The sequence below is a fragment of the Pseudomonas alkylphenolica genome, from assembly GCF_004025535.1.
Lineage (GTDB): Bacteria > Pseudomonadota > Gammaproteobacteria > Pseudomonadales > Pseudomonadaceae > Aquipseudomonas > Aquipseudomonas alkylphenolica_A.
On record NZ_QJRG01000049.1, the window covers coordinates 163,285 to 180,188 of the forward strand.

At 62.5% G+C, this 16,904-nt stretch carries 18 protein-coding genes; 7 read left to right on the forward strand and 11 right to left on the reverse strand.

What is annotated here, in order from left to right; translation table 11 throughout:
• Positions 1-4 precede the first annotated feature (4 nt).
• The 3 genes from DM813_RS24280 to DM813_RS24290 form a co-directional block, all read right to left on the reverse strand.
• Positions 5-2,134 carry a TonB-dependent siderophore receptor gene (locus tag DM813_RS24280; protein ID WP_128325960.1) on the reverse strand — a complete coding sequence of 710 codons (2,130 nt, stop codon included), beginning with the start codon at positions 2,132-2,134 and terminating at the stop codon, positions 5-7.
• Between the two features lie 207 nt (positions 2,135-2,341).
• Positions 2,342-2,722: a hypothetical protein gene (locus tag DM813_RS24285; protein ID WP_128325961.1), complete on the reverse strand. Its 381-nt coding sequence runs from the start codon at positions 2,720-2,722 to the stop codon at positions 2,342-2,344.
• 84 nt (positions 2,723-2,806) lie between these two features.
• Complete coding sequence (locus DM813_RS24290; protein WP_128325962.1) at positions 2,807-4,000, reverse strand: MFS transporter; 1,194 nt, start codon at positions 3,998-4,000, stop codon at positions 2,807-2,809.
• 105 nt (positions 4,001-4,105) lie between these two features.
• On the opposite strand from DM813_RS24290, the gene DM813_RS24295 reads away from it, so the two are divergent.
• Positions 4,106-4,993 carry a LysR family transcriptional regulator gene (locus DM813_RS24295; protein ID WP_128325963.1) on the forward strand — a complete coding sequence of 296 codons (888 nt, stop codon included), beginning with the start codon at positions 4,106-4,108 and terminating at the stop codon, positions 4,991-4,993.
• Positions 4,994-4,998: 5 nt separating this feature from the next.
• On the opposite strand, the gene DM813_RS24300 is transcribed toward DM813_RS24295, so the two are convergent.
• Positions 4,999-5,748 (reverse strand): 3-oxoacyl-ACP reductase family protein, encoded by a 750-nt coding sequence (locus tag DM813_RS24300; protein ID WP_128325964.1) that lies wholly within the window; start codon positions 5,746-5,748, stop codon positions 4,999-5,001.
• 123 nt (positions 5,749-5,871) lie between these two features.
• On the opposite strand from DM813_RS24300, the gene DM813_RS24305 reads away from it, so the two are divergent.
• Positions 5,872-6,795, forward strand: coding sequence for a LysR family transcriptional regulator (locus DM813_RS24305; protein WP_128325965.1), 924 nt, complete (start codon positions 5,872-5,874; stop codon positions 6,793-6,795).
• A gap of 495 nt (positions 6,796-7,290) precedes the next feature.
• Here DM813_RS24305 and DM813_RS24310 read toward each other — a convergent pair whose 3' ends face one another.
• A complete protein-coding gene (locus DM813_RS24310; protein WP_128325966.1) occupies positions 7,291-7,773 on the reverse strand; it encodes a GreA/GreB family elongation factor in 483 nt (160 codons plus the stop codon).
• A gap of 4 nt (positions 7,774-7,777) precedes the next feature.
• Positions 7,778-8,164: a hypothetical protein gene (locus DM813_RS24315; protein WP_128325967.1), complete on the reverse strand. Its 387-nt coding sequence runs from the start codon at positions 8,162-8,164 to the stop codon at positions 7,778-7,780.
• 122 nt (positions 8,165-8,286) lie between these two features.
• On the opposite strand from DM813_RS24315, the gene earP reads away from it, so the two are divergent.
• Both earP and DM813_RS24325 read left to right on the forward strand, forming a co-directional pair.
• The gene (earP, locus tag DM813_RS24320; RefSeq protein ID WP_128325968.1) at positions 8,287-9,420 is read left to right on the forward strand and encodes an elongation factor P maturation arginine rhamnosyltransferase EarP; all 1,134 of its coding nucleotides are present in this window, start codon (positions 8,287-8,289) and stop codon (positions 9,418-9,420) included.
• 48 nt (positions 9,421-9,468) lie between these two features.
• Positions 9,469-10,038 carry an elongation factor P gene (locus DM813_RS24325; protein ID WP_107026588.1) on the forward strand — a complete coding sequence of 190 codons (570 nt, stop codon included), beginning with the start codon at positions 9,469-9,471 and terminating at the stop codon, positions 10,036-10,038.
• A gap of 62 nt (positions 10,039-10,100) precedes the next feature.
• Here the strand turns inward: DM813_RS24325 and DM813_RS24330 are convergent, their stop codons facing one another.
• From DM813_RS24330 to DM813_RS24340, 3 genes are all read right to left on the reverse strand, one after another.
• The gene (locus tag DM813_RS24330; protein ID WP_128325969.1) at positions 10,101-10,529 is read right to left on the reverse strand and encodes an organic hydroperoxide resistance protein; all 429 of its coding nucleotides are present in this window, start codon (positions 10,527-10,529) and stop codon (positions 10,101-10,103) included.
• A 125-nt stretch (positions 10,530-10,654) separates the two neighbouring features.
• Positions 10,655-11,110 (reverse strand): MarR family winged helix-turn-helix transcriptional regulator, encoded by a 456-nt coding sequence (locus tag DM813_RS24335; protein WP_128325970.1) that lies wholly within the window; start codon positions 11,108-11,110, stop codon positions 10,655-10,657.
• 58 nt (positions 11,111-11,168) lie between these two features.
• Positions 11,169-12,122, reverse strand: a complete 954-nt coding sequence (locus DM813_RS24340) for a LysR family transcriptional regulator (protein ID WP_128325971.1) — start codon at positions 12,120-12,122, stop codon at positions 11,169-11,171.
• 109 nt (positions 12,123-12,231) lie between these two features.
• Here DM813_RS24340 and DM813_RS24345 point away from each other — a divergent pair, with 109 nt between their 5' ends.
• Positions 12,232-12,981, forward strand: coding sequence for a sulfite exporter TauE/SafE family protein (locus DM813_RS24345; protein WP_128325972.1), 750 nt, complete (start codon positions 12,232-12,234; stop codon positions 12,979-12,981).
• Here DM813_RS24345 and DM813_RS24350 read toward each other — a convergent pair.
• Positions 12,971-13,825: a LysR family transcriptional regulator gene (locus DM813_RS24350; protein ID WP_128325973.1), complete on the reverse strand. Its 855-nt coding sequence runs from the start codon at positions 13,823-13,825 to the stop codon at positions 12,971-12,973. The two genes, DM813_RS24345 and DM813_RS24350, sit on opposite strands and share 11 nt — an antisense overlap.
• Positions 13,826-13,922: 97 nt before the next feature.
• Between DM813_RS24350 and DM813_RS24355 the strand changes: the two genes are divergently transcribed.
• Both DM813_RS24355 and DM813_RS24360 read left to right on the forward strand, forming a co-directional pair.
• Positions 13,923-14,156, forward strand: coding sequence for a DUF1127 domain-containing protein (locus DM813_RS24355; protein WP_347233033.1), 234 nt, complete (start codon positions 13,923-13,925; stop codon positions 14,154-14,156).
• Positions 14,157-14,212: 56 nt separating this feature from the next.
• On the forward strand, positions 14,213-15,451 hold the full coding sequence (locus DM813_RS24360) for a winged helix-turn-helix domain-containing protein (RefSeq protein ID WP_128325975.1): 1,239 nt from the start codon (positions 14,213-14,215) through the stop codon (positions 15,449-15,451).
• Here DM813_RS24360 and DM813_RS24365 read toward each other — a convergent pair.
• A complete protein-coding gene (locus tag DM813_RS24365; protein WP_128325976.1) occupies positions 15,432-16,778 on the reverse strand; it encodes a class II 3-deoxy-7-phosphoheptulonate synthase in 1,347 nt (448 codons plus the stop codon). The genes DM813_RS24360 and DM813_RS24365 overlap by 20 nt on opposite strands.
• Positions 16,779-16,904: the final 126 nt, after the last annotated feature.

The window sequence follows — 16,904 nt, forward strand, 5'->3', positions numbered from 1 at the left end:
CTTTCTAGAAGCTTACGGAAGCCGACACCCGTGCCGTCCTCGGTGCACCCTGGAACAGGTAGGCATCGCCCAGGTATTCCCCGGCATCACGCCAGTAGCGTTTGTCGAAGACGTTATCCACCATCAACCGCAGCGTTGTGTCGTAGCCGCCGATGGTTGTGCTGTAGCGGGTGCCCAGGTCAAACACGGCATAGCTGCCCACCTCCACCGTGCCGGCCTGATTGGCGTATTTGCTCGCGCTGTAGCGTGCGCCGCCGAGCAGGGCCAGGCCCTCGATCGGCAGGCTGTAGTCAGCCTGAATGGCTGCACGAAAGTCGGGCACGTTGATCGCCTGATGATCTTCATAGTCGGCCGTACCACTGTGCTTCACCCGCGCGCGTATGGCCGCCGCACTGGCATTGATCTGCAGGCGCTCGGTAAGCCAGCCGCTGGCACCCAACTCAAGGCCGATGTTTTTCTGCTGGCCTTGCTGCACGTAGGTAAAGCCGCCTGCACCGTCAGGTTGCGAATACTGATACGCCTGGCGCAATTGAAACAGCGCCGCACTCAGGCTCAGGCGCTGCCAGTCGCGCTTGATCCCGACTTCCAGTTGATGGGAGAGCGTCGGCGCCAGGATCTCGGCGGCATTGCCGGTGAACCACGGTGCAGTACCGCCCGACGAGATGCCCTTGCTGTAACTGGTGTACAGGGAAATATCCGCACGCGGTTTGTAGATCAAGGCGGCGTTGGGCAGCAATTGATAGTCGCGGGTATGGCGGCCGGGTGTGCCCTGTTCATCGAAGGTCTTTTCGTCCAGGCGCACCAGGCGTGCGCCGAGCACAGTCTGCCAGTGTTCGTTGAAGCTGATGCGGTCGCTGGCAAACACGCCGTACTGGCGGCTATCAAGGCGGCGGGTGCTGTGGCCGACAATTTTGTCGGACGGCTCCAGGCCCGGCGTTGGCTGGTAGATATTGCCGCTGCCAATCCATTCATTGAAGTAAGGGCGCTGATCCAGTGTGCGCCGCTGCGCACTGCTGCCCAGGGTCAGTTCATGGCCCACGCCCAGCGCATAGAAGCGGCCATTGAGCGTGGCCTGTGCTTCATCGGTACGGCGGGTGTCGTCGGGGCTGCGGTAGTCGTAGATGTCGTAGTCACCCGCCTGGCTGAAGTAGGCGCCTTCACTTGAACCCCAGGCAAAGGCGCTGTAGTCGTCGATGATCACCTTGCTGCGCGACGCACTGAGCGTACCGGTCCAGGTGTCGTTGAAGCGGTACTCGAAGCGCCCGCCAAGGTTCAGCGAATCGATGGTCACAGGCTTTGCCCACTGCTGGTAAGCCAGGCGGTCGTGCGGGTCGATGCCGTGGGGCAGGCTGTTGCCGCCAAGCAATTGATAGCCCGGTACCGAGCGCTGCTCGCGTTGCTGGTATTCGGCATCCAGTTGCAGCACCGCGTCGGGGTTGATCTGCCAGTCGAAGGCCAGGGCGGCGAAGTCGCGCTTGCCGTCGGCGTGGTCGACGTAAGAGCGGATGTCTTCGTGCGCCAGGTTGGCGCGCAGACCGAACTGGCGCTCGCTGCCGAACCAGCCCCCGAGGTCGGTGGCTATGTAGCGCTCGCCCTGTTCATTGCTCGAAACCGTAACCGAACGTACTTCCTCGGGGCGTTTGGTCACGTAGTTGATCAAGCCACCCGGTTCGGCAACGCCGCTCTGCAACCCGGACAGGCCCTTGAGCAGTTCGAGCTGCTGCTTGTTCTCCAATGCAACGTTCTGCTCGCCGGCAATCGTCTGGCCGTTGATCTTGTAACTGCTGGCGGCATTGAGTTCGAAGCCGCGCACGTTGAAGTTTTCGTAATAGCCGATGGGGGCGTAGCTTTCGCCTACCGAGGCATCGCTTTGCAGTACCTCGCTGAGCTTGCGCACCTGCCGGTCGGCCAGCAGTTGATCGCTGAACACCGCCACCGATGCAGGCGTGTTCAGCAAAGGCGCAGGCGCAAACCCTGCCACAGACGCCTCCTGTACCTGATAGCCCTCGGTATAAACCTGCGACACAGTGACCGGCGCCAAGGTGATGCTGTTCTCGGCCAGGCTGTGCGGAGCGGGCAAGGCCAGGCTCAAGCCAAGCAGGCTCAAGGGAAGGCGCGGGCGGGGCAGGGTCATGCAAAAGCTCCTTGAAAGCATGCAGCAGACACGCCGTCAGCGACCGGGCGCTGTCCGGGGCGGTCGTCCAGTAAAGTGCGGGAGGGAAGCTTGCCGGCGTTGCGCCAGGCAAGAGGGCGCGCATAGTAGCAGGGGTGGCCGGTTCACGGTGCCCCTGTTACTACCTGTGCGGTTTCAATGCGTGACGCGAATCAGTCTGGTGCCTGTTCAGCGATTGGCAGCAGGCGGTGCATGGCGGCGCCAGTGGCCGTTGAGCTTGGTCCAGGTTCTGCTGTCGGTGATGGCCATCAGCTTGCGTCCATCTTCGAAGGTGGCCAGGAAGGTGATTTCTTCCTCTTTGCCACCAAGCCACAGCCCGGCAATCAGGCCGACGGGGCCTGCCACCAACGCACCGGCCATGCCCCAGCCCAGCGTGCTGCCAAAGCTGCGGTAGGACTCCTGGTTGGCGACAATCAGTTCGCTGATGCGCGACAGGGCGATTTTTTCCCCCGGGGAGGGGCTTCGAGCGGTCTTGAGAATAAGCGATCCATTGCGATACTCGGCTTCACCTTGCAAAAAATCGCCGGACTGAACGGTGAGTCTTGTCATAGCGTCATCCAGATTGAAGGGGCGTTGTCCATCCGCTACTGAAGGCCAGGTACCGTTACAAGTCAATTGTCGGGCGACGGAGGGTCAGGCCGTGCGCGCACGTACGCTGCGCTGGTGCTCGGCCAGTCCCCAGACCAGCAGGGCCAGGCTGCCGATGGCAAAGCCGGCAATGACGATCCCCTCCCAGCCATACGCCTGAAACAGCTGCGTGCCCAGCAACGAACCAAGCGCACCACCGATGAAGTAGCAGGTGATGTAGCCGGCATTAAGGCGATTGCGTGCTTCGGGGCGCAGGGCAATCACTGCATTCTGGTTACTCACATGCACCAGTTGCACGGCCAGATCCAGCAGCAACACGCCGATCAACAGTGCCACCAGCGACGACTGGGCAAAGCCCAGCGGCACCCAGGACAACAGCAGCGCCAGCAGGCCGACGGTGGTGCCCATGGCGCCTTTGCCGCGGTCGGCCAGGCGACCGGCCCAGTTCGCCGACAGCGCACCCGCGGCACCTGCCAGGCCAAACAGGCCGATGATCGCGTCTGAGTACTGGTAGGGTTCAGCGGTTAGAAGGAATGCCAGCGGTGTCCAGAACAAGGCGAACAAACAGAACGACAGCAAGCCGAGCAGCGAACGCAGGCGCAGTACCGGCTCATCGACAAACAGGCGAAACACCGAGCCGATCAACGCTGGATATCGCAGTCCTGCATGTTGATGACGCTCTGGCAGGGCGCGTGCCAGGGCGATGGCGCACACCGCCATCAGCGCGGCCGCCAGCAAATAGATGCTGCGCCAGCCACCCAGCTCGGCCATGAAACCGGCGGCGGTGCGCGCCAGCAAAATACCCAGCAGCAGCCCGCTCATCAGTGTGCCGACCACGCGCCCGCGCTGGCCCGGATCGCTCAGGCCGGCGGCCATGGGCACCAGAATCTGCGCCACCACCGAGAACAGCCCGGTCAGGGTGGTACCCAGTAACAGCCAATGCAGGCTGGGGGAAAAGGCACTTATCAACAGGCCCAGGGTGCTGATGCCAATCATGCTGACGATCAACCGGCGTTGCTCGAACAGGTCGCCCAGCGGCGCCAGCAGCAACAGCCCGGCGCCGTAACTGAGCTGCGCAGCAATGACGATGGCCCCGGCGCTGGCGGTGCTCAGGCCAAAATGCTCGGCGATGCTGTGCAGCAACGGCTGGGCGTAATAGTTACTGGCAACGGCCAGCCCCGTAGCTGTGGCCATCAGCAGGATCAGGCCGCGGCTTAAGGGTGAAGTGGAGGAGTTCATGGGCCGTCTCGATCAATGGCAGTTGGAAGTAGCAGTATCGGAAATGCGCTAGTATGACGCCAATGTATCGTTTTCATTTTATCCATCTTGAAAATAGATCAATCCATGAACCTCAAACAGATCGAATACGCCCTGGCCGTGGCAGACACCGGCAGCTTTACCCGGGCCGCCGAGCGTTGCCACGTGGTGCAGTCGGCGTTGAGTCACCAGATTGCCAAGCTCGAAGAGACGCTCGGCGCCAGCCTGTTCGAGCGTAGCTCGCGACGGGTACGCCTGACGCCAGCCGGGGAAGCTTTTGTGCAGAGTGCCGTGCCGGCGCTGGAGGCCACCCGGCGTATTGCCGATGATGTAGCTGCGGCCTGTGGCGTGGTGCGTGGTCAATTGTCCATCGGCGAAATTACCTCGCTGACTGAGCTGGACCTGGTTGATCTTTTGGCCGGGTTTCATCGCCAGCATCCGCAGGTAGACATCCGCTGGATGATGGCCAAGAGCGAGCTGCTGATCGCCGACGTGCGGGAGCGAAGGCTGGACGTGGGCTTTATTGGTGTGTGGCCGGGGGAGCAACTGGCAGGCGTCGACTATCGCTTGCTCGCCGAAGAGGAGCTGGTGGCGGTATTGCCGCCCGAACACCCGCTGACCCGGGTTGACGGGCTGACCCTGGCAGATCTGGAAGGCCAGCCGTTGGTGGACTTCCCAGCCGGCACTGGCGCCCGACGTCAAACCGATGAAGCCTTTGCTGCTGCCGGAGTACGCCACCGCGTACAGTTCGAGGTAAGCAACATCCGCCTGGTGGAAAAATTCGTCCAGCGCGCGCTGGCAGTGGGGCTGGTACCCGCGCGTATTGCCGGCAGCTTCAGCGCGGTGGCCACGGCGACCCTGGGTGATGCGCCGCGGCGGCACCTCTACGTCATCTGGTCGAAGAGCCCGACGCCGGCGGCCAAGGCGTTTGTTCGCATGATCGAACAATACCTGGCCAGCCGGGACGGTAGCTGAGGGCCTCAGGCCGCGAAGCCACCGTCGATGGTCAGGCTGGCGCCAGTGATATAGGCGGCTTCAGGGCTGGCAAGGTAGGCGACAAAGCCGGCGATTTCTTCCACTTCGCCATAGCGCCCTACCGCCATGTAGCCCATCAGGCTCTCGGCGAAATCACCCTTTGCCGGGTTCATTTCGGTGTCCACCGGGCCCGGCTGCACATTGTTGATGGTGATGCCCAAGGGGCCGAGGTCTCGCGCCAGGCCGCGGGTCAGGCCCACCAGCGCGGACTTGCTCATGGCATACGGGCCGCCACCGGCGAAGGGCATGCGCTCGGCGTTGGTGCTGCCGATGTTGATGATGCGTCCACCTTGGCCCATGTGCCGGGCCGCCGCCTGGCTCGCGACGAACACCGAGCGCACGTTAACGGCCAGGGTACGGTCGAAGTCGTCGAGGTCGAACTCAAGCAGCGGTGCGACGGCCAGGACGCCTGCGTTGTTCACCAGGATGTCCAGGCCGCCAAAGGCCTCGACGGTGCGTTGCACGGCGCCTTGTACTGCCTTGGCATCGGCGCTGTCGGCCTTGATCGCCAGGGCTTTGCCGCCGCTTTCGATAATGCTGTTCTGCAGCGCCTGGGCCTGCTCGGTGGCGTTGGCATAAGTGAACGCGACCTGCGCGCCTTCAGCGGCCAGGCGCTTGACGATGGCGGCGCCGATACCGCGTGATCCACCCTGGACCAAGGCTATTTTGCCGGTGAGGCGGGTTTGAGTCGACATGATGTGCTCCCGAAAGATCAAGGCTGAATGCCCTGGATGAGGCTCAGTATCGATGGCCGATTACCCTCTGAGTAGCCGGTAATCGCTATAGTCTGTGTAAACCAGCAGTTGGGAATCGGATCTGTGGAAACCTTCAGCAGTATCGAATGCTTTGTGCGCAGTGCCGAAGTCGGCAGCTTTGCCGAGGCCGCCCGGCGCCTGAGCCTGACGCCTGCGGCGGTGGGCAAGAACGTCGCCGGCCTGGAGGCGCGGCTGGGCGTAAGACTGTTCCAGCGTAGCACCCGTCGGCTGACCCTGACGGAGGCCGGCCAGCGTTTTCTCGATGAGGTGGCCGGCAGCTTTCAGACCATCCAGCACGCACTGGCCAACCTCGCCAGTGCCCAGGGGCAGCCGGCCGGCACCTTGAAGGTGAGCATGGGCACGGTGTTCGGGCGCCTCTACATCGTGCCGCTACTGGCCGAGTTTCTGCAGCGCTACCCGGCGATCGTTCCGGATTGGCATTTTGATAACCGCCAGGTTGATCTGATTGGCCAGGGTTTCGATGCGGCCATCGGAGGCGGTTTCGAGCTGCCGCAAGGAGTAGTGGCGCGCAAACTTACCCCGGCGCACCGGGTGCTGGTGGCCGCGCCGGGTTTTTTGGCGCGTCACCCGCTGATCGGCACGCCGGCAGACCTGCAGGAAATGGACGGGATTTTGATTCGTTCGCCACAGACCGGGCGTGTGCGTGCCTGGCCGCTGACCCACCGTGATCAGTCGCAAAGCCCGCTGAACCTGAGGGTGCGCATGACCATGAGCGATTCGGAGGCGGCGTGCGCAGCGGCAGAGCAGGGCCTGGGGGTGGCCTTGGTGAGCCTGCCGTTCGCCGTTCCCTATTTGCAGGCCGGCAGCCTGGTGCGGGTGCTGCCGGACTGGTACGTGGATGACGGCAGCATTTCGCTGTACTACGCCGAGCACAAACTGATGCCGGGCAAAACGCGGGCCTTCGTTGAATTCATCATCGAGCAGTTTGCCCGGCAGGGCTTGGCGCAGCGGTTCAGTGCGGTGTGATGCAGCGGGTCTAATCCACGTAGATCCGTTGCTCGAGTTTCGCTGGTTTGAACGAAGTAGAGTTCTGGTGGGGCGGGGACGATTTTTTCATGGTCAGTTCCAGGTCTTGAGAGGGGAGCTACCACCATCGTCGCCAAACGAATGGGTGGCAGCGATGTGCAGGTTGGCGAACCGGGAAGACACTGGAGACACCCGGCAGGGCCGAAACCCTCCCGCACATAGCCGCCATTAAGAAATGGAGCCATTCTGTCAGTCTCATTTTCCCGGATCGCCAAATCCGCCCACTGAAAAATCCAGTGAACGAACGAGCCTAAAGTGCAGGCTTTCCCCGGGCAAACTACTGAGGTCGACAGACCGCGTAGGATAGGTCGTAGGACCTGGTGATGGCTAGTAGCGCGGCAATGCCGGCCTCCTTCGCGGGTAAACCCGCTCCCACAGGTAAGGTGCAGTCTCAAAACTGTGGGAGCGGGTTTACCCGCGAAGCTTTACAGCGCATCAGCAGACCTGCACCACCCGGTATTCCTGGCGCACACCACCGAGCACCAGGCTCACGTCTTCATCTTCAACCTTGCCGAGCAAACTCTGCCCCAGCGGCGAGCGCGGAGTGATGACCGTCACCAGCTGCTCACCCTGGCCAATTTTCAGGCCGGCGCCTTCAGGCCCGAGAAACAGCTGCTGGCAGCTGCCATCTTCAGCCTCCAGGGTTACCAGGTTGCTGACCTGGATACCCCGCACCGGGTCGTACTCACGCAGCAGCAATTGCTGATACGCCGCCCGTGCCTGGCGAATCTCTTCCATGCGCCGGGCCTGCCCGGTGGCAAGGTAGGAGGCCTCAAGGCCCAGGGTGTCGTATTTGTTCTCGGCGATGTTCTCTTCGGCCGTGGCCGCTTCATAGGCGGTTTGCGCGGCGCGCTGGGCAACGTCCAGGTCGATGCTGAGGGTGTCGATGATGCGTTGTAGCAAATCAGCTTTGTTCATGGTGTCAGTTGCAGAATTCCAGGACGAGGGCGCGACTTTTTTCAGTCGGTGCGGTGCGGTTTTGTTGCAGCCAGAACTGGCACTTGGGGTTGGACAGGTTGCGCGTACTGGCTTCGGCCTGATCCTGAGCCTGCTGCAGTTCCTGTTTGTGCAGGATCTGCTTGTACTGTTCAAACATCTGGCTTTGCGAATCGGGTGTAGCGGCCGGGGAGGTAGCGGGCGCAGGCGGCATCACCAGCTGGCTCATGGGTTGCACCGTTTCAGGCCGCAGGCGCCCGGCCAGCCACAGGCTGACGGCAATGGCCAGTGCGCCGAGCCAGAGGCCCAGGGCAACACAGAGGATCAATTGCACAGGCTTGAGGGTGATCTTCAATTCACGAGGGCGGGGCATGGTGGCCTCCTGGCCAGGTCCGGAGTGTTCATTGTGGCATGCTGCAACGGGTTTTTTTCGTGCCGCGCTTTTGTCTGCGATGATTTACCCGGACAATCGGCACTTTTTTCACGGGGCCAGCAATGAAAGCAGACTGGGACATCTTCTGTTGTGTCGTCGATAACTACGGCGACATCGGTGTGACCTGGCGCCTGGCCCGGCAGCTGGTGGCCGAACACGGGCTGGCGGTACGGCTGTGGGTCGATGACCTCACTGCGTTTGCACGCCTGTGCCCCGATGCCGACACCCAGGCAGCGCGCCAGTGGCAACAGGGCGTGGAGGTGTGCCACTGGCTGCCCGACTGGCAACCGACATCGGTGCCGGATTTGATCATCGGCGCATTTGCCTGTCAGCTGCCGGCCGCCTATGTGCAGGCCATGGTCGACAACCCGCGCCCGCCGCTTTGGATAAACCTCGAATACCTCAGCGCCGAGCACTGGGTCGAAGGCTGTCATGGCTTGCCATCGCCCCAGCCCAATGGCTTGCGCAAGGTGTTTTTCTTCCCTGGTTTTACGGCCAAAACCGGTGGTTTGCTGCGCGAAGCGTCGCTGCTGGCACGGCGCGAAGCGTTCGAGCAGAACCCGGCGGCGCGCCAGGCATTTTTGCAGGGCCTGGGCGTAACGCCGACCAGCGATGCCCGGCTGATTTCGTTGTTCGCCTACGAAAACCCGGCCCTGGCCAGCTGGCTCGATGCCCTGGCCGGCGACAGTCGCGGCAACCACCTGCTGGTGCCTGAAGGGCGCGTGCTCGGTGATGTGCAGGCCTGGTTGGGAGTAGACGCTTTGCAGGCGGGCAGTGTGGTGGTGCGTGGGGCCTTGACCGTGCAGATCCTGCCGTTCGTCAGCCAGGATGAATACGACCAACTGCTCTGGTGCTGTGATTTCAACGCCGTACGCGGTGAGGATTCGTTCGTGCGGGCGCAATGGGCTGCGCGCCCGCTGCTGTGGCACATCTATGTGCAGGAAGAGTACGCCCACTGGGAAAAACTCGAAGCATTCCTCGACCACTACGTCGTAGGGCTTTCGCCCGCCGCCAAGGTCGCCCTCGTCGATTTGTGGCGCGCCTGGAACATGGATCGCGACATGGGCCAGGCCTGGCAGCAGGTACTCGAGCACTGGGCCGAGCTCGATCAGCATGCCCGTCGCTGGAGCGCCGCACAGGCCGCTCAGCCGGACCTTGCCACGGCGCTGGTACAGTTTTACCGAAATTCGCTATGATACGCGGCCTCGATTTTTGTAAATCCATCCAAATTCGGATATCTCGCAATGAAAACTGGTAAAGAGCTGAAACCTGGTACCGTACTGCGGATCGACAACGACCCGTGGCTGGTTCAGAAAGCGGAATTCACCAAGTCGGGCCGTAACAGCGCGATCATGAAGACCAAGCTGAAGAACCTGCTGACCGGCTACAAGACTGAAACCGTCTACTCGGCCGATGACAAGCTGGACGACGTGATCCTGGACCGTAAAGAAGCCACCCTGTCGTTCATCAGCGGTGACACCTACACGTTCATGGACACCACCGACTACACCATGTACGAGCTGAACGCCGAAGACATCGAAGCCGTTCTGCCGTTCATCGAAGAAGGCATGACCGACGTTTGCGAAGCCGTGTTCTTCGAAGGTCGTCTGGTTTCGGTTGAACTGCCGACCACCATCGTTCGTCAGGTTGACTACACCGAAGGTTCCGCTCGCGGCGACACTTCGGGCAAAGTCATGAAGCCTGCCAAACTGAAAAACGGCACCGAGCTGAGCGTTGCTGACTTCATCGAAATCGGCGACATGATCGAGATCGATACCCGCGAAGGTGGTTCCTACAAGGGCCGCGCCAAGTAATTCTGGCGATTCGCACGAAAAACCCGGCCTTGGCCGGGTTTTTTTATGCCTGGGTTTTACCCTCAGACAGTGACGTGCAAGCGCACATCGACGTTGCCGCGGGTGGCATTGGAGTAAGGGCAGACCTGGTGGGCTGCGTCTACCAGCGCTTGCGCCTCGGCCTGTTGCAGGCCTGGCAGGTCGATGTTCAGGTCGATATCCAGGCCAAAACCTCCGGGGATCTGGCCGATGCCGACCTTGGCAGTGATCGAGCTATCGGCTGGCAGCGCTTTTTTCTGCTGGCCGGCAACGAACTTCAGCGCACCGATAAAGCAGGCCGAGTAGCCGGCGGCAAACATTTGCTCAGGGTTGGTACCGTCACCACCGGCGCCGCCCAGCTCCTTGGGGGTGCTCAGCTTGACCTTGAGTTTGCCGTCGCTGGATTCGGAGGTACCGTCGCGACCGCCGGTGGATGTGGCTTGCGCAATGTACAGCGGAGTGACCTTTTGCATGATGAGCCTCGCTTGTGAAGGGCGCCGCGGCGCTGAGTGGGTACGGGAATTAAATTAGCGCGCAATTATTTTGCGCGCAAGATAAATTTCGACCAGTCTACAAACGGTCCTTCACAGCATAGTTGTCAGAGGCTTTTTTGCAGGTTGGCACGCAGCTCGAGCAGATCGGCCTGCAGCTGTTGCAGACGCTCCAGGCTTTGCCCGCTGGCGGCCAGGATGCACGGCGGAATGGTTTGCGCCTTGGCTTGCAGGGCGCGGCCTTGCTCAGTCAGCTGCACCAGCACCACCCGTTCGTCTTCACGGCTGCGGGTGCGTTTGAGCAAGCCTTCGGCTTCCAGGCGCTTGAGCAGCGGGGTGAGCGAACCGGGATCGGTCAGCAGGTGCTGGCTGATTTCGCCCACGGTCAGTCCGTCCTGTTCCCAGAGCACAAGCATGGCCAGGTACTGTGGATAAGTCAGCCCCAGTGCCTGCAGCAGGGGTTTGTACACCTTGGTCATCAGCAGCGAAGTGGAGTGCAGGGCAAAGCACACTTGGTTGTCCAGCAGCAACTCGGTGCACGGTGTTTTGCGATCAGCGTTCATGCCAGGCCTTTGGTCAATGGGTGGAATAAATTTAGCACGCCGTTGATTAGCGCGCTGACTACCAGCGCAGCTCGCTTTGCAGCGCCAGGTCCCACGGGGGTTCTGGGCTGAAGCGGCTCTTGAGGAATTCGAGCAACAAACGGCTGCGAGAGTTCGTTTCGTGATCCAGGCGCAAGGCATAGATACCGCTGGACTCGGCAGCCGGCAGGCCGTTTTCGCAAAACAGCGGCAACAGTTCGCCGCGCAGCAGGTATTCGCTGATCAGCCAGGTGGGCAGGTGAGCGATGCCAAGGCCGGCCAGCACCCCGAACAGCAGCGCCTCGGCATTGTTGGCGCTCATGCGCAGCCGCGACGGGCGGAACAGGCGCGTTTGGCCGTCGACGCTAAAGCGCCAGGCAAACGGCGGGGCCAGGCCGTCCCAGTCCAGGCCGTCATGATCGGGCAGTTCGGCGGGGCTTTTGGGAATGCCGCGCTGCTTCAGGTAAGCCGGGCTTGCACAGGCAATGCGCACCATCCTGGCCAGGGGCGTGGCCACCAGGCGGGTGTCGGCCAGTGGCCCCGCACGCAATGCCAGGTCGACCTGGCCCAAGTGCGCACCGTGCATATCGACAAAGCTGTCGATCAGGCGCAACTGCACATCCAGGCCCGGGTAGGCGACCAGAAAATCGGCAATCGCCGGGGCCAGGTGGCGACGGCCGAAGGCGGCCGGTGCGTCCATACGAATTACGCCTTCCGGGGCGTTGCTCAACGACACCGCCTCGGCGCGAGCCAGGCGCAGTTCGCCGACGATGCGCCGTGCGCGCTCGGCAAAGGCATTGCCGGCGGGCGTCGGCCGCACCGCGTGGGTGCTGCGCACAAACAACTGGCTGCCCACGGCGCTCTCCAAACTGTCGATGCGCCGGGCAACGGCCGAGGGCGTCAGTGGATGGCGCCGGGCGGCGGCCGAGAAGCTGCCGGATTCGATAACGTCGAGGAAGAGGCTGAGTTGTTCGGTGAGTGCATCGGGGTTCATTCAAGCGCTGCCTTTGCGTAATTGGCACAGCCATTGTGCGTTGCTATGCGTTTCCCCGCTAGCACCGTGTCGGTAGCATGCATGCATTGGATTCTTTGGCGAGGCAGTGATGATCGAGTGGGTGATGTACATAGCGCTGGGCGCGGCGCTGGGCACGGTAGGCGGGCTGTTTGGAATCGGCGGTGGCCTGATTGCGATTCCTGCACTCGGGGTACTGTTCGGGCTTGATCAGCAACTGGCCCAAGGCACCGCGCTGGTGATGGTGGTGCCCAACGTGTTGCTGGCCTTGTGGCGTTATCACCAGCGCAACCGTATCGAGCTGCAGCACGCGTTGCCGCTGGCGCTTGCCGGGTTTGTCTTTGCCTGGCTCGGTTCGATCTGGGCAGTGGGACTGGATGCGCAGGCCATGCGTTTTGGCTTTGTGCTGTTTCTGGTGGCGCTGGCCGTGTGGAATGTGGCGCGTATGTTCATGCGCAGCGCACAGCCGAGCAGCGAGATGCGTCACCCCTGGCCATGGCTCGGTGTACTTGGTGGCGGTGCCGGGGTGCTCGGTGGCCTGTTTGGCGTCGGCGGCGCGGTGGTGGCCACGCCGGTGCTGACCAGTGTGTTCGGCACCACCCAGGTGGTTGCCCAGGGGTTGTCGCTGGCCCTCGCCGCGCCTAGTACGGCGGTCACCCTGCTTACCTACGGTGTGCACCAGCATGTGCAGTGGGACATGGGCATTGCCCTGGCCATCGGCGGCCTGCTGAGCATCAGCTGGGGCGTGAAGCTGGCGCATGCCCTGCCGGAAAAAGTCCTGCGTTCGCTGTTTTGCGGATTCCTAGTGCTCTGTGCGGTGATGCTGGCATTCAAGATCTGAAGCCCTCGGCGATGTAGTCGGCCATGCAGTCGGTCATTTGTGACTGGCTGCTGTGGTTGCGCAGCAGCATGATGCTGGCGGTTGGCAGGCCAGGCAGGCCCTCGGCCTCGCCGATGATGCGCAAGTCGCTGGTGATCAGGCTCTGTAGTTGCGCAGTCACGGCAAGGCCGGCGCTGACCACGGCCATGATCGCCGGGGTGCTGGCGCTGGTGTAGGCGATGCGGTACTCCTTTTCCACCGCATCCAGAGCGTTGCAGGCCCAGGTCCGGCAGCAGCAGTCGGTGTTGAACACGGCCAGGGGCAGCGGATTGTGCTCGTGCGGGCAAAAGCCCTGGGCCTGCACCCATACCGCCCGTTCACGGCGCAGCAACTGGCCGACTTCATGGCCGGGTTCGCAGGTGACGATGGTCATGTCAAGGTCCTGGCGCTGCATGAGCAGGCGCGAACTTTCGCAGTGCACCTCCACCTGGATCAGTGGGTAGGCCTGGGCAAAGCTTGAGAGGATGCCCGGCAGAAACCGCATGGCGTAGTCGTCCGGGGTGCCAATGCGCACGGTGCCGACCATGTGCGGCATGCGCAGGGTATTGAACACTTCGCCGTGCAGTTTGAGGATGCGCCTGGCGTAGCCGAGCAGTACCTGGCCTTCAGCGGTCAGGCGCACCTGGCGGCCGTCACGCTCGAACAGCTGGCGGCCGATGATGTCTTCTTCCAGGCGCTTCATCTGCATGCTCACCGCCGACTGGGTGCGGTTGACCACTTCACCGGCACGGGTGAAGCCGCCGTGTTCGGCGATGGCGACGAAGGTGCGCAAGACGTCGGAGTCGATACTCTGATACTGGGACAAGGCATCAATCCCCTAGATGTATGGCATCAGAAACATTCGTTGGATTGATCTTAGGCCTGCGCTGACACTGTCGTCATCCCACACGGAGAGTAAGACGATGAAAGGTCAGAAATCGCTGGTCCTGATGCATTCCCCGTCGCACCACGGCGGCTTGTCTCACCTGTTTCATGACGTCGTCGGGCAGTTGGCGCGCTGGCGTCAGTTGCACTACCAACGCATGGAGCTGGCGCGCCTGAGTGACGCAGCGCTGCACGATATCGGCATGAGCCGTGCCGATGTGATGCAGGAAGTGGAGCGGCCATTCTGGGACGACCCGCTGAAAAAAAATTAGTCGCGCCCACGTGGCAGCGCTACTACCTTAAGTGGGCTGTTCTGGAGGACCCGGGCATGCCCACCACTCAATCCTTATCCCTGGCGCAAGCGCGACGCCTGGCCTTGTCGGCTCAGGGTTTCGCCGCGCGCACGCCGCAACAGGTGCGTGCCGAGCACGTGGCACGCGTGGTCGAGCGCCTGGGCGTGGTGCAGATCGATTCGGTCAACGCACTGGTGCGCTCGCATTATCTGCCGCTGTTCTCGCGCCTGGGCAGTTATCCACAGGGGCTGCTCGACCAGCTCGCCTGGGGCCGCAACCGCCAACGCAAACTGTTTGAATACTGGGGGCATGAAGCCTCGCTGTTGCCGTTGTCGCTGTATCCCTTGCTGCGCTGGCGCATGGACCGGGCGCGCCAGGGGCAGGGTATCTATCAGCAACTGGCACGCTTTGGTCGTGAACAGCAAGCCACCATCGCCCGGGTGCTGGCGGCGGTGACCGAGCAGGGCGCCCTTGGCGCCGGCAGCTTGTCTACCCGACAAGAGCGCGCTGGGCCCTGGTGGGACTGGAGCGCGGAAAAGCATGCACTGGAATGGCTGTTTGCTGCAGGCCTGGTGACGGTCGCCGGTCGTCGTGGCTTTGAACGCCTGTACGACTTGCCAGAACGGGTATTGCCCGCGGCCCTGCTGCAACTGCCGCAACTCACCGAGGCTGATGCCCAGCGGGGATTGTTGCTGCAGGCCGCCACGGCGCTAGGCGTGGCCACCGAAAAGGACCTGCGCGACTATTACCGCTTGAGCCCGGGCGATAGTCGTGCGCGCCTCGCCGAATTGATAGAGGAGGGCATGTTGCTGCCTTGTTCGGTGCAGGGTTGGTCGCAACCGGCCTATTGCCTGAGCGATGCCCGGCTACCGCGCCGTGTCGCCGCCAGCGCCTTGCTGTCACCCTTCGATTCGCTGGTGTGGGCGCGTGAACGCACCGAGCGCTTGTTTGATTTTCATTACCGGCTGGAGATCTACACCCCGGCACACAAGCGGGTGTACGGCTATTACGTGCTGCCCTTTCTGCACAACGAGCGCATCGCTGCGCGGGTCGATTTGCGTGCCGAACGGGCCAGCAATCGCCTGGCGGTGCATGCCGTGCATGAAGAAGAGCCGGGCCTGGATGCGGCCGGCATGCAGGCGCTGGCGGATAACCTGTGGCGTATGGCGGCCTGGCTGGGCCTGGCCGATGTGCAACTGAACTGCCCGCGGGCCAGCGCCGCACGCTTGCGTGTGGCATTGGCCCGCGGCGGGCTCAGCGCCGAACCTGCTTGAGGGTTTCGGCGATCAGGAACGCCAGCTCCAGCGACTGGTCGGCATTCATCCGAGGGTCGCAGTGGGTGTGGTAGCGGTCAGACAAGGCGTCTTCGGTGATCGGGCGGGCGCCGCCGATGCATTCGGTGACGTTCTGCCCGGTCATTTCGATGTGGATACCGCCGGCGTGGCTGCCTTCGGCCTGGTGCACCTGGAAGAACTGTTTGACCTCGCTGAGGATCTGCGCGAAGTCGCGGGTCTTGTAACCGCTGCTGGCCTTGATGGTATTGCCATGCATCGGGTCGGAGCTCCACAGCACCTTGCGCCCTTCGCGTTCAACGCTGCGAATCAGTGCCGGCAGGTGCTCGCCGACCTTCTCGGCGCCCATGCGCACGATCAGGTTGAGGCGGCCCGGATCGTTGGCCGGGTTGAGCACGTCGATCAGGCGGATCAGCTCCTCGGTGTTCATGCTCGGGCCGACCTTGACCCCGATCGGGTTGTTCACCCCGCGCAGGAACTCGACATGGGCACCGTCGAGCTGACGGGTGCGATCACCGATCCACAGCATGTGCGCCGAGCAGTCGTAGTAATCGTTGGTCAGGCTGTCACGGCGCACAAAGGCTTCTTCGTAGTTCAGCAGCAGCGCCTCGTGGGCGGTGAAGAAGCTGGTTTCACGCAGTTGAGGCGAGCTGTCCATGCCGCAGGCGCGCATGAAGGCCAGGGTTTCATCGATGCGGTCGGCCAGCTGGCTGTACTTTTCTGCCAGGGCCGAGTTGGCAATGAAGTCCAGGTTCCACTTGTGCACCTGGTGCAGGTCGGCAAAGCCGCCCTGGGCAAAGGCACGCAGCAGGTTGAGACTGGCGGTGGACTGGTGATAGGCCTGCAGCAGGCGTTCCGGGTCGGGTACCCGGCTTTTTTCGTCGAAACCGATGCCGTTGACGATGTCGCCACGGTAGGCGGGCAGGGTGACGCCGCCGATGGTTTCATCGCCGGCCGAGCGCGGCTTGGCAAACTGCCCGGCCATGCGCCCGACCTTGACCACCGGGCAGCCGGCGGCAAAGGTCATGACGATGGCCATTTGCAGCAGTACTTTGAAGGTGTCGCGAATCTTCGCTGCGGAGAATTCGGCGAAGCTTTCTGCGCAGTCGCCGCCTTGCAGCAGGAACGCCCGGCCTTCGGTGACCTCGGCGAACTGTCGACGCAGTTCGCGGGCTTCGCCGGCAAACACCAGTGGCGGGTAGCTGGCCAGGGTCTGTTCGACCTTGAGCAGGTGCGCCGCGTCGGGGTAGTTCGGTTGTTGCTGGATCGGCAGGGCGCGCCAGCTGTCAGGGCTCCAGGGTTGGTTCATCACGGGCTCGGTCTTATCGTAATTGGGCTGTCTGCCATGGTACCAGTTGCAGCATGCCTTGTTGCACTGGCGCCATTGACGGACAATGGCGGTTTTGCCTGTAACGGCGGCGCACGCCGGGAGACA

Coding starts and splice junctions, on each gene's coding strand:
- DM813_RS24285 (WP_128325961.1), bottom strand. CDS start 2,722: ATGACAAGACTCACCGTTCAGTCCGGCGATTTTTTGCAAGGTGAAGCC.
- DM813_RS24315 (WP_128325967.1), bottom strand. CDS start 8,164: ATGCCCCGCCCTCGTGAATTGAAGATCACCCTCAAGCCTGTGCAATTG.
- DM813_RS24365 (WP_128325976.1), bottom strand. CDS start 16,778: ATGAACCAACCCTGGAGCCCTGACAGCTGGCGCGCCCTGCCGATCCAG.
- DM813_RS24355 (WP_347233033.1), top strand. CDS start 13,923: ATGAAAGGTCAGAAATCGCTGGTCCTGATGCATTCCCCGTCGCACCAC.
- DM813_RS24340 (WP_128325971.1), bottom strand. CDS start 12,122: ATGAACCCCGATGCACTCACCGAACAACTCAGCCTCTTCCTCGACGTT.
- DM813_RS24280 (WP_128325960.1), bottom strand. CDS start 2,134: ATGACCCTGCCCCGCCCGCGCCTTCCCTTGAGCCTGCTTGGCTTGAGC.
- DM813_RS24290 (WP_128325962.1), bottom strand. CDS start 4,000: ATGAACTCCTCCACTTCACCCTTAAGCCGCGGCCTGATCCTGCTGATG.
- DM813_RS24345 (WP_128325972.1), top strand. CDS start 12,232: ATGATCGAGTGGGTGATGTACATAGCGCTGGGCGCGGCGCTGGGCACG.
- DM813_RS24300 (WP_128325964.1), bottom strand. CDS start 5,748: ATGTCGACTCAAACCCGCCTCACCGGCAAAATAGCCTTGGTCCAGGGT.
- earP (WP_128325968.1), top strand. CDS start 8,287: ATGAAAGCAGACTGGGACATCTTCTGTTGTGTCGTCGATAACTACGGC.
- DM813_RS24325 (WP_107026588.1), top strand. CDS start 9,469: ATGAAAACTGGTAAAGAGCTGAAACCTGGTACCGTACTGCGGATCGAC.
- DM813_RS24295 (WP_128325963.1), top strand. CDS start 4,106: ATGAACCTCAAACAGATCGAATACGCCCTGGCCGTGGCAGACACCGGC.
- DM813_RS24330 (WP_128325969.1), bottom strand. CDS start 10,529: ATGCAAAAGGTCACTCCGCTGTACATTGCGCAAGCCACATCCACCGGC.
- DM813_RS24335 (WP_128325970.1), bottom strand. CDS start 11,110: ATGAACGCTGATCGCAAAACACCGTGCACCGAGTTGCTGCTGGACAAC.
- DM813_RS24360 (WP_128325975.1), top strand. CDS start 14,213: ATGCCCACCACTCAATCCTTATCCCTGGCGCAAGCGCGACGCCTGGCC.
- DM813_RS24310 (WP_128325966.1), bottom strand. CDS start 7,773: ATGAACAAAGCTGATTTGCTACAACGCATCATCGACACCCTCAGCATC.